This is a genomic window from Psychrobacter sp. UBA3962, from assembly GCF_002385225.1.
Classification (GTDB): domain Bacteria; phylum Pseudomonadota; class Gammaproteobacteria; order Pseudomonadales; family Moraxellaceae; genus Psychrobacter.
Genome location: NZ_DGDC01000013.1, coordinates 55,786 through 70,257 on the forward strand (window position 1 = coordinate 55,786; position 14,472 = coordinate 70,257).

Consider the following 14,472-nt stretch of genomic DNA (forward strand, 5'->3'; position numbering starts at 1 on the left):
ACTAAATGAGTAGTTATCTATGTTATCTACTTAGTGCTTAGCATGGCTAAGGTTTCGCTTACCATCACCATGCCTACTACTGAGGTGACTGCTACTGCTGAGCCATAGCCACCACAGTGCAACCCTCCGGTTTGGACGCTGCCATCGGCTGACTTATTAACGATGGGCGGCTGCGTTGAATAGACACATTTAATGCCAAATTTTTCCTTTAATTGTTTGTTAATACCATGCTCATTACGCAGCTTGGTTCGCAAACGTGCCAGCAAAGGATCTTGATAAGTATCTTTTAAATCACTAACCGTAATTTGCAGCGGATCGGTCTTACCGCCTGCCCCACCAGCACAAATCAGTTTTAACTTATTAAAACGGCAGTGCAAAGCAATGGCCAATTTCGCTGACATGTCATCGGTACAATCCAAGACGATGGTCGCCTCGCCTTGCTGCAATTTTTGCTTCGCTTGTTCTCGGTTAGGTAATAACTGGGCCACATTTTCTGGGGCCAAAAAATCATCAACCAATGTCAGCTCTAGTCTAGGGTTAATTTGACGTACCCGCTCTGCCATCTCCTCAATTTTACTTTTGCCAAAGCTGCTGTCGAGTGCTGGCAATTGTCGATTGACATTAGAGGCCACTAACACATCCATGTCTATCAAGGTCATTTTGCCAATGGCAGTACGTGCCAGCCCTTCAGCGACCCAAGTTCCGACACCCCCCACTCCAATTACAATCACATGTGCCTGTTCAAAATTTGTAAAGCTGGATTGGCCATATAAAGTCTGTGTGCCTTTAAAGCGTCTGTCATACTGGCTATTGTCTAAAGATGAAGATGAGGTCATAAAGTACCTTATTTTCTGTCAATTGAGAAAGTGGAAGAGAAACAAGTGAAGGAGGTTTTATGTTCAGAAGTTTAAGCTAAAGGGCTTAACTTAAAATCAGGTGGCCTATTATACTGTATAGCAAAATTTATATAACCTACGTTATTCAGGATAAGCCCAGTCGACTCTTAAAGCCTCACAGCTGTTTTGCCACAATTGTCTAGCCAAGCTTTCCTCATCAACCTCAAGCAGCTTAGCCAAGCCTTGAAGTACAAAGCCTAAATTACCGGGTACATTTCTCGTTGGCTCCTCTCCTTGCTGACAGCATATCGGAGTCATGTCGGGACAATCAGTCTCTAGCACTAAGCACTGTAAGCCATAGGTTTCGACCGCTGCTCTTATGGCTCGGCGTAGTTTTTTGGCATTGGTGTTGGTTATCTGACCGGTAACCCCCAGTTTAAATCCTAGTTTCACAAAGGCCTTTGCCTCTTGCTCACCGCCGCTAAAACTATGAGCAATACCGCCCAGCTTATTGGCGTTATACTTGTGTTTTTTTAGTAGCGCTAGGCATTCCGCGTGAGCCTTACGAATATGTAGCAGAACTGGCAGTTGATGCTGAGCCGCCAAATCTAATTGCGCCTCAAAAAAGCGTTTTTGTTTCGCCACCGACTGCTCGCTCTTTAACTCATCAGTGAAAGTATCTAATCCAATTTCTCCAATAGCCACATTGGGATGCATTTGTAAAAACTGTGCTAGTTGCTCTAAATCCGCTTCGGTATGCTCAGAGATATAAGCAGGATGCAGTCCTGAAGCAAGATAAACCTTTGGTACTTTGGCCCCACTGTCTGCTTGATCCGCTAACTGTTGCTGTGTCTGTAACATGCGATCGAAATACTTCGCATAATAGCCTATTAACAGTAAGTGACGCACCCCAGAGTGATAAGCCGACGTGGCCAACTCAACCCTATCTGCATCAAAGACAAAATCGTCGAAGTGAGTATGCGTGTCTATCAAAGGGTAATGGGTATCCATTTCCAATCCCTTATTATTTTGACTGTGTGGCATAGTGGCTCGTTGCGACCTCAAGTTTTAAAGTTTGATTAATACAGATCTGATAAATTAGGACTGATATAAATTAAGATTGTTGCCCATCAAGTCTGTTGTCGTTATTGTCCTTACTCTCATCGCTGCTAGACTCAGTATCGCTTTTGAACGGATCTTCATTCTCTGTGGCAGGGGCTAAATCTGCAGCGATTTTGTCTTTACCTTTAACATCTCGACTACTACGTCTAGGGATTAGCAATAATGCCAAGCCTACTGCTCCTAATTTTAGGACCTTTGAATAGCGCATACTGCCTCCTGTTTTTTATTCATATTTCTCTATCGATAATTTTAATTGCTGCTTTTTAGTGGCTGGCTTTTAATAGCTTCTATCTCTAACAGTAGCTTATGCCGCTGTTATATCTCAATGCATATTACATTTAAATATGAAATAACAACACATAATACAAGCTCAAAAATACGCTAGGTTATAATACGTGCTTAAATCAAAAGCTTGCTATAACCTCCCATAAAAATTGGCTTTTTTACTCCTATTTTTATCGAAAAGCAGGGGTTTATAGTCTTGCTAATTTTTTAATATTACTCGTTTATTTTAGGCAATAACTATGACTTCTAATAATAATGACGCTACCCTATTTAATTGGGAGGAGGCCAAAGCCTCTTTAACCAAATTCATGCCACTCATGGTAGAAGAGCAAATTCATACCGCCCAATCAGATATCGTTAATCCCCTACCTGAAGCTAAGAAGCAAGCCATTATCGATATCCCATTCCAAGAAGAGCCAAGATCAGCAGATGAGGTAATGCACGAACTCAATGAGCTGGTATATAAATACCGTACGAAACAAAGTCATCCTCGTTTTTTCTCCTTCATACCTTTAGCCCTGTCTCCTATCTCTGTGGTTGGTGAGGCCATTAACTCTTTTTATTCGCCTTATGGGGGCAGTCATACTTTAAGTGAGGGCATGGCCGTCGCCGAAAAGAAACTTATGAACTGGATGGGCGAACAAATTGGCTATCCGGTAAAAGAGCTGGGCGGGCTGTTCGTCTCCGGGGGCTCTATGGCGAATCTAACTGCTTCTATTGTGGCTCGAGATGAGAAATTAAAGGAAGATGAGTTGCTTAAAGGCACCGTCTACGTCTCTGATCAGACCCATTCTTCTGTAGCCAAGGGCATCCGTATTATGGGTATTCCTAGAGCCAATATCCGCAAAGTTAAGACCAATGATGCGTTTCAAATGATAGCAGAAGATCTAGAAAAGCAAATCGAGCAGGACAAAGCCAATGGCATGATTCCCTTTTTAATTGTCGGCTCTTGTGGCACCACCAATACCGGCTCAATCGACCCGCTACACCAGCTGGCTGATATCAGTGAAGCTCATGATATGTGGCTCCACATTGATGGGGCCTATGGAGCGAGTGCCATTTTATCTTCGCACCGTCAACTGTTAGATGGCATTGAGCGTAGTGATTCTATCAGTTGGGATGGTCACAAATGGCTGTTTCAAACTTATGGTTGTGCGGTAGTCATCTGCAAAGATCGTCAAGCCATGTCGCGTACTTTTAGCGAAAACCCTGAATATTTAACCGACATTCAATCGGATGATTCCAACATTAACTTTTGGGACATGGGTATCGAATTGACTGCGCCGGCAAGAGGCATGCGTCTGTGGTATACCTTACAAAGAGTAGGCTTAAAAGAGATGCGAAATGCCATCGATAAAGGGTTTGAAAACGCACAACATTTTGAAAACTTGTTCCGCCAGCAGTCTCACTTTGAAATTGTGTCCCCTGCCCGGCTAAGCATCGTTAACGTACGTTTTAATGACGGCAAGCACAGCGAACAGGAGCTGAATCAGATTAATAAAAAACTGTCTGAGCTATCGACAAAGAGAAACAATGCCATTTATTACACCACCCTACTACATAACAAAACTGTATTAAGATTCTGTTGTATGCATCCTTTATTGACCAAACAAGATGTGCAACAAGTGGTTGATCAAATTAATGAGGACCTTGTTGCTTTAGGCTTAGTTGAGCCATAACCGCTTATTTAATATTAATTTGTTCTTTGTTATCATCATTGACTACTTAAAGTAAAAACTCTTAAAAAAAATAAGCCCCGCAAATTGCAGGGCTTATTTTTAGCTAAATCCTGTTTTGTATAAGATTTAGAATGGGATATCATCATCTTTAGGAGTATCTGTCATGCCGCCCGCAGGAATAGTGGTTTGGTTATTAAACGCAGGAGCAGGAGCCGGCTGTGGTGCTGCAGCAGGAGTTTGAGGAGCAAAGGTATTTTGGTTATTGCCAGCGCCTTGATTACCACCTTGTTGGCCGTGATACCCACCACCTTGTTGGCCTTGGTATCCGCCACTTTGTTGACCTTGATATCCACCGCCTTGCTGGCCTTGGAAACCGCCTTGTGGGTCTTGACCGCCCTGGAAACCACCTTGATTCCCATAACCACCTGGCCCTGATTGGCCACCGCCCATACCACCGCCACTAGCGCCACCTAACATTTGCATTTGATCAGCGCGAATCTCGGTAGTGTAACGATCTTGACCGTTCTGGTCTTGCCATTTACGGGTACGTAAGCTGCCCTCGATATAAACTTGGCTACCTTTACGTAAATATTGAGCTGCGATTTCACCTAGACGGTTAAACAATGAAATACGATGCCATTCGGTCGCTTCACGCTTCTCGCCGGTTTGTTTGTCAGTCCACTGTTCAGAGGTTGCCACTGAAATATTGGTGACACTGCCCCCATTGCTAAATTGACGGGTCTCAGGATCAGCCCCTAAATGACCCACAATAATTACTTTGTTAATACCACGCATAAGGCTTCCTTTTTATATATTTATTTAATAAATTATTAACTAATGATTAATAAAAGCTATCTATAACTTACTTTATAGCACATGTCGTCACTGTACCGAAATTTTAATTAAATATCTAGCTTAGTTTGGGTTAGTTGCGACAGTAATTGTCGTGAATTATCGGTCAGCTTTTGTTTGTCTAACTTTAAATAGGCCACGCCATCTTTGGGCATAACCACCACCTCATCGACCCCCTCGACGTCCATAACTTGCTGCGACCAAGCCGATAAATCTGCCTGTTTTGGAATGGCCATTGTGGTGCTGGTAAGATAAGGTGGCTGGGCAATGGGCAAGATTAATAATAAGGCCAGTGCCATCACCCCACCGAGTAATCCCCAAGACAACATAACCCCTTGGTTTAATAGCATACCGCCTAAAGCACCTCCGAAAAAAGCTCCTAGAAACTGACTGGAGGAGTTAATCCCCATCGCTGTTGCTTTATTAGCAACAGGGGCTTTTTTAGAGATCCAAGACGGAATGGTCGCTTCCAATAAGTTAAAGCCAATAAAATACAGGCCCAACCCCAAGATCAAACCTATGCCATATTGGCTACCTACTGTCAAACTAAGTAAAGCTGCCACCATCACCGCTATGGCTGACAAGAATACTTGGCGCATTTTTTGCTTTTTTTCAGCAATAATAATAAACGGAATGGCGATGGCAAACCCGACAAATAATAACGGCAAGTACACCAAACCTTGTTGACGTACCTCTAGCCCCAATACCTCGCCAAGCTGATGCGGTACAATCACAAAAATGGCAGTCATGGTCAGATGCAGCGCAAAAATACCGAAATGCAGACGGTTTAAATCTGCAATCGCCAAGACCTCTTTTAACTGAGCCCCAATCGATTTGTTATCAAGGTTGTGCTTCAGCACTCGCACTGGCGTTGGCACTAACAATAACAGCAACATGGCCAGCACGGCGAACCCTGCTGTTAACCAAAATAAACCTGACATGCCAACTGAAGCGACCATCATTGGCCCTAAAGCAAACGACAACATAATGGAGGTTGCAATAGTTAAGCCCATGGTTGCCATGGCTTTGGTGCGTTGCTGTTCACGGGTTACATCAGCAAGTAGCGCCATCATCACCCCAGATACCGCGCCACTACCTGCTAAGGCTCGACCAATAATAACTCCGTAAATGTCCGTGGCCGTTGCAGCTACTATTCCGCCAATGGCAAATAACAGCAATCCAAAGAATATCATGGGTTTGCGCGGGAATTTGTCCGCAGCCATACTCATAGGGATTTGAAATATGGCTTGACCCAAACCATAAATACCCACTGCTAGGCCAATTAAAAACGGCGTGGCATGGGCATAGTTACTGCCATATACTGAAAATACTGGCACAATCATAAACAGCCCGATCATCCGCAAGGCAAATATGCCACCTATACTACCAATGGCCCGTTTCTCGATGCTATTCATGCTACTGTCTCATCCTATCTCAATCACTGATTTTGTCCGCTTAACAATTTAAATACCTCTTATCGGCACTTAACAGACAATGATGTTGGTAAGCGTACATTATAATGTATACAGATAAAATATGGGGTGAACCTCATGCGTTATAAATACTGTTGATGACTTGCAAGGCACTTATAAGCCGTCTCACTGCAGTCTAGCTACTTGAATTTCAGCTAAATTATGACCATAAACAACACAGGGCTGTTCGTTCACATAGCCACTGTCCGCCCAACCCATTATGTATAACTGAGTATTAATATTTAATTAACCTTATTACCTAATCTGAGCGAACAACTATCGTTCCCAAAATCAACTCATTGATATACCAAATTATTATCCAAAATTGTAAAAACCTAACAGCTTAAAATTCAATAACAAAGGCACTATATGGCACACGAACACATTAAGATTCGCGGCGCACGCACTCATAATTTAAAGAACATCGATATTGACATTCCACGTGATAAATTCGTGGTCATCACTGGCTTATCAGGCTCTGGTAAGTCCTCACTGGCATTTGATACTTTATATGCTGAAGGCCAACGCCGCTATGTCGAGAGCTTGTCGGCATATGCGCGCCAGTTCTTATCACAAATGGATAAGCCCGAAGTCGATAGCATCGAAGGCTTATCGCCGGCTATCGCTATCGAACAGAAGTCGACCAACCACAACCCACGCTCAACTGTCGGCACCATTACTGAGATTTATGACTATCTGCGCCTATTATACGCGCGCGTCGGTACCCCGTATTGTCCGGTGCACAATGAACCCATGGTGGCCCAAACCATTACTGAAATGGTTGATGAAATCATGGCCTTGCCAGAAGGCACTAAGCTGATGATCTTGGCGCCTGTGATACGGGAGCGTAAGGGTGAGCATATTGTTTTGTTAGAGCAATTGGTCGGTCAAGGTTTCGTGCGTGTCCGTGTCGATGGTCATGTCTATGATATGGACGAACTGCCGGCACTTGAGAAGAATAAAAAACACACCATTGAGGTGGTCGTTGACCGCTTTAAAGTGCGTGATGATTTAGGTAACCGCGTTGCTGAAAGTTTGGAAACAGCTCTGCGTTTAGGTAACGACTTGGCCATCTTGCATTATATGGATGGCAATCCCAATCCTGATGCGTCTAATCAAGACAGTGATGACCAAATTTTATCTGCTAAACATTCTTGCCCTGTCTGCGATAGAGCTGTTTCAGAGCTGGAACCACGTCTATTTAGTTTCAATAACCCTTACGGAGCCTGCCCTGCTTGTGATGGTTTAGGTAAGCGTCAGTACTTCTCGGCTGAAAAATTAGTCACTAACCCTGAGAAGTCACTAAATCAAGGCGCTATTAATGGTTGGGACAAACGCCACGCCTATTACTTTGGTCTATTGTCTACAGTGGCTAATCACTTCAAAATAGACATGGACTTGCCTTGGCAGGAGATTTCAAAAGAGCACCGTGACATTATATTAAAGGGCTCTGGTAAAGAAAAAATCGAGTTCAATTTTACCGATGAACGGGGTCGCAAAACCAAAAAGACCACACCATTTGAAGGCGTGCTGCCCTATCTTGAGCGCCGTTATGCCAAGACCCAAAGTAACTTTGTGCGCGATGAGTTGGCCAAATATTTAGCCGACACTACCTGTAACGTTTGTGATGGTGCGCGACTTAATGAAATTGCTCGTAACGTACGTGTTGACGGCAAGGGTATTGCCGATATCGTGCAGCTATCGATTGGAGATGCCGCCGATTATTATAAAGACTTACAAATGGGCGGCTCAAAAGGTGAAATTAGCGAAAAAATCTTTAAAGAGATTAATGAGCGTCTTAATTTCCTCGTGAGCGTTGGTCTAGATTATCTAAACCTTGCTCGTTCGGCGGAAACCCTATCAGGTGGTGAGGCACAACGTATCCGTCTTGCCAGCCAAATTGGCGCTGGCTTAATGGGTGTGATGTATGTGCTTGATGAACCGTCTATCGGTCTGCATCAGCGCGATAATGACCGTTTATTACAGACGCTGGTTCGCTTGCGTGACCTAGGCAATACTGTTTTGGTCGTTGAGCATGATGAAGACGCCATTCGTCAGGCTGACCATGTAATCGATATTGGCGTTGGTGCCGGTGTGCATGGGGGTCATGTGATTGCTGAAGGTACCATGCAAGAGATTATGGATGTTGAGGAGTCTTTGACAGGCCAATATCTATCTGGCAAAAGAAAAATTGAAATTCCTAAGACCCGTCATAAAGCCAAAACCATTGACCTAAATAATCCGCCTGAAAGAGCGCGCATTATGCCAATGGGTAAAGCCAAAGCAGCGGCGGCAGCCAAAGCGGCGAAGAATGCTAAGCCCAAAGCGAAGAACATAGTACCAATGCAAATTGAACTAAAAGGCGCCAATGGTAATAACTTACAAGATGTGGACTTAACCATCCCTATCGGTACCTTTACCTGCATCACTGGGGTATCAGGTTCGGGCAAATCAACCTTGATTAACCGTACCCTTATGCCACTGGCAGCCACTCAGCTAAACAATGCTTCAACTTTGGTTCCTGACAAATATGAAAGCATTACTGGTCTTGAGTACTTAGATAAGATGGTCGATATTGACCAAAGCCCTATTGGCCGTACGCCTCGCTCGAACCCTGCGACTTATACCGGTGTGTTTACCCCTATCCGTGATTTGTTCGCTCAGACGCCAGAAGCCAAAGCCCGGGGTTATAAAGCCGGTCGATTCAGCTTTAACGTCAAAGGCGGACGTTGTGAGACTTGTCAGGGCGATGGCCTGATCAAAGTTGAGATGCATTTCTTACCCGATATGTATGTGCCTTGTGACAGCTGTCATGGCAAACGCTATAACCGTGAGACGCTGGAGATTCATTACAAAGGCAAGAGCATCGCTGAAGTATTAGAGATGACTGTGGAAGATGCGACTGAATTCTTCTCAGCAATCCCACCGATTCACCGTCGTCTTGAAGCGCTAATGGATGTTGGCTTAAGCTATATCCGCTTAGGTCAGTCTGCCCCTACTTTATCAGGGGGTGAGGCGCAACGGGTTAAGCTGGCTCGTGAGCTTGCCAAACGTGATACCGGTCAGACCTTATATATCTTGGATGAGCCAACCACTGGTCTGCACTTCCATGATATTTATAAGCTGCTTAATATCCTTCATGCCTTACGTGATAAGGGCAATACCATCGTGGTCATTGAGCACAACTTAGATGTGATTAAGACTGCCGATTGGATTATTGACTTAGGCCCTGAAGGTGGTAAAAATGGTGGTCTAATTATCGCTGAAGGTACACCTGAAGAAGTGGCGGATAACAAAGCTTCGTTTACCGGTCATTTCTTAAAGCCTATGCTTGAGAAAGAAGCTTCTTAGAGTATTTATGAGCCTTTAAATAAGAAAAAGCTGTCCTTGTAGGATGGCTTTTTTTTATAGGGGTAGAAGATTAATTCAGTATTGTTAGATTATAATCATATTTAATAATAAATATGAGGTAACCATGTCATCAAAACCAACCACAAAAATTTTTGACGTGATTGTCATCGGTGGAGGTCAAGCAGGATTAGCAGTTGGCTACTACCTAAGGCGCGCAAAACTGGACTTTATTATCCTAGACAATCAACCTCGAAGTGGCGGAGCCTGGCAAAACTTTTGGCCTTCATTACGTCTGTTCTCGCCAGCATCGGTGAGCTCCCTTCCGGGCAGAATGATGACCTCCGCCAAAGATGATAGCAGCCCCTATCTAGACGACGTCTTAAACTATTTTGATAACTATCAAAAGCATTACAAACTGCCTATCTACCGCCCTTTTGAGATACGAAGCGTAGAGCGTGATGATGAAAACGACTGCTTGCGAGTCAGCGATGGCAAGTTTACTTGGCTTGCAAGAGCCGTCGTGAGCGCAACCGGAATTTGGAGTAACCCTTATATTCCAGAGATTGAAGGAAGCCAAGACTTCCAAGGGGAACAAATCCACTCCGCCCACTACGTTGGTCCAAAAGCTTATCAAGACAAACGAGTTTTGGTGGTCGGTGCTGGTAACTCAGGCGCACAAATCTTTGCAGAATTGGCTGAAGTCGCTGATGCTAGTTGGGTAACCCGTGAACCGCCACAATTTCTTCCCGATGACGTCGACGGTCGCGTTCTTTTTGAAAGAGCCACACAGCGTATCAAGAATAACGCCAGAGAGGATGCTGAAGATGAGAGTAATACAGAAAGTTCGGACATGCCTAAAGGCAATATCGTAATGATGCCCCCGGTTAAAGAGGTGCGAGATAAAGGATTACTCACTACAAAGCCTATGTTTGATTGTCTAACTGAGCAAGGGGTGCTTTGGTCTGAGGGTGAGGAAGAACCAATAGATGCGATTATTTGGTGCACAGGCTTTAATCCGGAACTTGAGCATTTAGCGCCATTGGGTGTGATTGAAGATGATGGCAAAGTATTAACTGAACACGGGCAATCTGTCAAAGAGCCTCGTCTGTGGTTATTTGGCTATGGCGACTGGGTTAGCCCTGCTTCCGCTACCATTATCGGGGCTGGGCGTAGTGCAAGGGAGAATGTACCGGCTTTGATTCAGTTTTTGAAAGCAGATTCTTAGATTGGCATAGAACTTGTGAAAATAACGAATAATCCTATTTTACCAGGGGCTTACCAGCCAACTAGGAACTTACTAATATAACCTTTCTCATAAGCTATAATTATACTTTCTTCTTTTCCTACTAAAATATCGCAAATCTCGGCGCTCTCTTTAAGCCTTACAGCCGAGCATTCTTCACCAGTATGTCTATTAATAATAGACAGGTTTTTATTAGAGTTAGCAAAAACAAGATAATCTTTATATAGTTTCAGCTGACTCTCAATTTCACCATCAGATTTGAACACCCAAAGCAGTTTTGTCTCAATATTATATTGATCAAGATAAATGCACTCATAAGCATAAATACTACCTGAATGATCGCTAAAATAAATATTTTCTTCGTTAGTGGTTATATACCTAATTGCACTGTCTAAAGCATCAGTTTGAGTACGTAACTGCTTTATAAGCCTACCGTTATGTTTATGATAAAAATTTATTAAACCATGGCCTGATGCTAATATTAAGTCCTTAAATTTTTCAGCCTTCAACAAATAAGTAGAAGCCTCTTTAACCTTCCAAATTAAAGAGCCTGTATTCAAGTCCAAACACCTTAAGTAATTCTCAGTACATTGGTAAATCTGCCCCGCGGATATTAAGGGTGTATAGGAGTGACCATCAGTATCGAACTCCCATTCAATTTTAAAGTCTTTTAAATCTATACAAGTCGTCTGTGTTGAGCCCTGAATACCTCCTGTCACAATTTTATTATCAACAATAACTGAAGAAAAACCACATCTGTTAACATTCAAATTAATTGCTTTAATTAATTGACCCTCTAACAAATCAATCTCTTCAACTCTCCCATCCATACATACGCTTACGATATTATTGGAAATAGGTGATTTCATGATTTTATTAATAATAAAGTCATAATCATATGTCCATTTCTCTTCAAAAGTACAAATATCCAAGCAAATTATTCTACTATTACTCGTATCTCCTTTATCAAAGATAAAAGCTGAATATAAATTGTCGCCGATAATTATTTGATTTCTTGGTGATATTCTACGTTTACCTTTTAATTTATATTCTTTTAACTTCTTAATTTTCATCCCTAAACCCTATTAATATTTAAATAAACTCACGTCTCACATCCATAATCCGAGCCTCAACCACCCGCTGAATTTTATCCTCAATCTGACTAAACTCGGACTCAATCTCACGTTTAGACAATCCCACTACCACAAAAGTCCATTCACTGGCGTCATGATGATTACGCTCACCGCTTTCACTAACTGCCACTGCGGGATTACGCCCAAAGCGCTCATGCAATCCGCCCATTCGCATCCGCTTTTCTTTTAGCGAGCCACAACCAGGCAATGAGAATGTCAAAGTTAAAATACCTATGTGCATAGCTGTCTCCTTTTTAAGTGAGTGTTTTGATATATTAGCCTTATACTTCTACTAAAAAGTGGTAGAACATGAGTATTAGATTACTCCAAACAAAAATAAGGACAGATTATGCTGACAGGTAAATGCTTGTGTGGGGATATTGCGTTTGAATGTGACATCAACACCAATCCTTTGAAAATATATCAATGTCATTGTACGTTATGCAAAAGGCAGTCAGGCTCAAGCTCTAATTCAGCCACCATTATTCCAACAACTGATTTCAAATGGATTAAAAACGACACAATAAAAAGTTGGCAAAAAAAGACCGGCTTTAGCTCACACTTTTGTGCTAACTGTGGCGGCCCCGTCCCTAATTTATTTACCCCTTCACCCAATGAGCAATACTACTGGATTCCTGTTGGGTTGCTTGATATCGAGGGACATACGGATAACGTAAAAGTAGTGGCTAATTTTTGCTTAAACTCAAAATCCAGTTGGCATCAAATTGACTCAGAGGCTGAAAATTTTGCGGAATTACCTGAGTTTAAGACTTTATTAGAGCTTCTATCATAAATATTGCTTAACTCAGCTATTGATGACCACTCAGCTATCCTCTAGTCAATAACCACCCTCCAGCCATACCCATAAATGACGCCCCAACTCGATTGAATATCTGTCGTGACTGGGGGCTTTTTAATTGCTTTTGAGCGTACCCTGCTATAAAAGCATAGCTCATCATAGTCACAACTGCACAAACAAATATAACCCCGCATAATATGCCAATATCAACGCCTGTTAAGTTTACAACTGGAAAGAAACTAGGCAGTAAGCTGACATAAAATAGAATAACTTTAGGATTACTAATCGAAATTAGGAAACCTGAAGCCATACTTTTAATGCCCTGTTTTCTATCACCTTTAGTCACTAATAAGGTTTTGGAAGATTCAGTTTCAATGGCGGGAGGCATAGTCACCCACATCTTATACGCCAAATAAAACAGATAGCCTGCACCTGCAAATTTAATAGCTGTAAACAAGGTATTAAAGTTAGTCGCTAAAGCACTAAGTCCATAAGCCGAAAAAACCATATAAATGGTATCGCCGGCGGCAAGACCAATCGCTAAGGGTAATACCGCCCAACTTCCTTGACTCATAGCTTTAGCAATAGTGGCAAAAACACCAGGACCCGGTGTTAACATAAATAAGGTTACCGCAAAAATAAAAGTAAATAGCTGAATAAAGGTAATGGTCACAGTGTGTTTAAACCTTAGGTAAGTTAGTAGACAGAAGTAGTTTATACCACTACTACAACTACCCGCACACAATTATTAGATAATTTTTTAACTCATCTTCTCTAAAGAAATTTGTCAAAATATTGCCGCCTTTTCCCTAAGGCGGATTAGGATGGATCTATTACCACTCGAAAAATACTGTCAAATCTATCCTAATTTTGAATACATTGTAATTGTTAGGTAATAACTAACCACTAAAGATTGTAAAACAGAGCGCGAACCTCAAATAGGATAGCTGATGGGCGATAAACTTTATTTATTATCGAAAACCCCTCTATAAAATCATAAGAATTTCCGAGGATAATTATGTCATTACTAGAAGATTTAAACTGGCGTCATGCGGTAAAAGCATTTAAACCAAATGAAAAAGTTAGCCAAGAAAACATTGATAAAATTGTTGAAGCAGCCAGATTGGCACCGACTTCTTCAGGCCTACAACCTTTCCGCTTATTGGTGGTTGAAGATCAAGACATTAAAAATAAACTGGTCAAAGGGGCGTTAAACCCTGAGTGTATGCAAGAGTGCTCACACGTACTTATCTTCGCCGGTTGGAAAGACTATAGCGAGCAGAAGATTGATGAGGTCTATGACATGACCACGGACAAACGTGGCTTACCTCGTGGTCGTTTTAACAGCTATACCGATCAGCTAAAAGCCTATGTGGGTAGCAAAAGTGCTGAAGAAAACTTTGAGCACATCGCCAGACAAGCCTATATTGCAATGGGCTTAGCACTAGCTCAAGCTGCTGAGTTGAGAGTCGATAGCTGCCCTGCTGAAGGGTTTAGTACTGATTTGGTTGATGAGGTACTTGAGCTTGATAAATTGGGTCTAAAGAGTATTGCCCTAATTTATGTCGGTGTGGCTGACCCTGAGCGTGATTGGGTAGGCTCTATGGCTAAAGTTCGTCTGCCAACAGAAGACTTTGTCATTAACTACTAAGCTTTGGGTTATGTCTTTAAATCAAAAAAGGTCATTCTTTCGAGAATGA

General features: G+C 42.4%; 13 protein-coding genes. 5 read left to right on the forward strand and 8 right to left on the reverse strand.

Annotation, left to right across the window (positions count from 1 at the left end; translation table 11 throughout):
• Window positions 1-26: 26 nt before the first annotated feature.
• From B3S92_RS03725 to B3S92_RS03735, 3 genes are all read right to left on the reverse strand, one after another.
• Complete coding sequence (locus B3S92_RS03725; protein ID WP_296202832.1) at window positions 27-836, reverse strand: tRNA threonylcarbamoyladenosine dehydratase; 810 nt, start codon at window positions 834-836, stop codon at window positions 27-29.
• A 141-nt stretch (window positions 837-977) separates the two neighbouring features.
• The gene (locus B3S92_RS03730; RefSeq protein ID WP_296202833.1) at window positions 978-1,880 is read right to left on the reverse strand and encodes a TatD family hydrolase; all 903 of its coding nucleotides are present in this window, start codon (window positions 1,878-1,880) and stop codon (window positions 978-980) included.
• Between the two features lie 70 nt (window positions 1,881-1,950).
• Window positions 1,951-2,166, reverse strand: coding sequence for a hypothetical protein (locus B3S92_RS03735; protein WP_296202834.1), 216 nt, complete (start codon window positions 2,164-2,166; stop codon window positions 1,951-1,953).
• Window positions 2,167-2,482: 316 nt separating this feature from the next.
• On the opposite strand from B3S92_RS03735, the gene B3S92_RS03740 reads away from it, so the two are divergent.
• Window positions 2,483-3,922 (forward strand): pyridoxal phosphate-dependent decarboxylase family protein, encoded by a 1,440-nt coding sequence (locus tag B3S92_RS03740; RefSeq protein ID WP_296202835.1) that lies wholly within the window; start codon window positions 2,483-2,485, stop codon window positions 3,920-3,922.
• A gap of 126 nt (window positions 3,923-4,048) precedes the next feature.
• Here B3S92_RS03740 and ssb read toward each other — a convergent pair whose 3' ends face one another.
• Together ssb and B3S92_RS03750 are read right to left on the reverse strand one after the other, a co-directional pair.
• Window positions 4,049-4,717, reverse strand: coding sequence for a single-stranded DNA-binding protein (ssb, locus tag B3S92_RS03745; RefSeq protein ID WP_296202836.1), 669 nt, complete (start codon window positions 4,715-4,717; stop codon window positions 4,049-4,051).
• A 107-nt stretch (window positions 4,718-4,824) separates the two neighbouring features.
• The gene (locus B3S92_RS03750; protein ID WP_296202838.1) at window positions 4,825-6,189 is read right to left on the reverse strand and encodes an MFS transporter; all 1,365 of its coding nucleotides are present in this window, start codon (window positions 6,187-6,189) and stop codon (window positions 4,825-4,827) included.
• Between the two features lie 426 nt (window positions 6,190-6,615).
• On the opposite strand from B3S92_RS03750, the gene uvrA reads away from it, so the two are divergent.
• Window positions 6,616-9,597, forward strand: a complete 2,982-nt coding sequence (gene uvrA, locus B3S92_RS03755; protein ID WP_296202839.1) for an excinuclease ABC subunit UvrA — start codon at window positions 6,616-6,618, stop codon at window positions 9,595-9,597.
• Between the two features lie 124 nt (window positions 9,598-9,721).
• Window positions 9,722-10,822, forward strand: coding sequence for an ArsO family NAD(P)H-dependent flavin-containing monooxygenase (locus B3S92_RS03760; protein ID WP_296202840.1), 1,101 nt, complete (start codon window positions 9,722-9,724; stop codon window positions 10,820-10,822).
• A 50-nt stretch (window positions 10,823-10,872) separates the two neighbouring features.
• Here B3S92_RS03760 and B3S92_RS03765 read toward each other — a convergent pair whose 3' ends face one another.
• Window positions 10,873-11,913 (reverse strand): PQQ-binding-like beta-propeller repeat protein, encoded by a 1,041-nt coding sequence (locus B3S92_RS03765; protein ID WP_296202841.1) that lies wholly within the window; start codon window positions 11,911-11,913, stop codon window positions 10,873-10,875.
• 19 nt (window positions 11,914-11,932) lie between these two features.
• Window positions 11,933-12,214, reverse strand: coding sequence for a DUF503 domain-containing protein (locus B3S92_RS03770; RefSeq protein ID WP_296202842.1), 282 nt, complete (start codon window positions 12,212-12,214; stop codon window positions 11,933-11,935).
• Between the two features lie 108 nt (window positions 12,215-12,322).
• Between B3S92_RS03770 and B3S92_RS03775 the strand changes: the two genes are divergently transcribed.
• A complete protein-coding gene (locus tag B3S92_RS03775; protein WP_296202844.1) occupies window positions 12,323-12,766 on the forward strand; it encodes a GFA family protein in 444 nt (147 codons plus the stop codon).
• Between the two features lie 34 nt (window positions 12,767-12,800).
• Here B3S92_RS03775 and B3S92_RS03780 read toward each other — a convergent pair whose 3' ends face one another.
• Window positions 12,801-13,445 (reverse strand): LysE family translocator, encoded by a 645-nt coding sequence (locus B3S92_RS03780; protein WP_296202845.1) that lies wholly within the window; start codon window positions 13,443-13,445, stop codon window positions 12,801-12,803.
• Between the two features lie 345 nt (window positions 13,446-13,790).
• Here B3S92_RS03780 and B3S92_RS03785 point away from each other — a divergent pair, with 345 nt between their 5' ends.
• Window positions 13,791-14,423 (forward strand): nitroreductase family protein, encoded by a 633-nt coding sequence (locus tag B3S92_RS03785; RefSeq protein WP_296202846.1) that lies wholly within the window; start codon window positions 13,791-13,793, stop codon window positions 14,421-14,423.
• Window positions 14,424-14,472 lie beyond the last annotated feature (49 nt).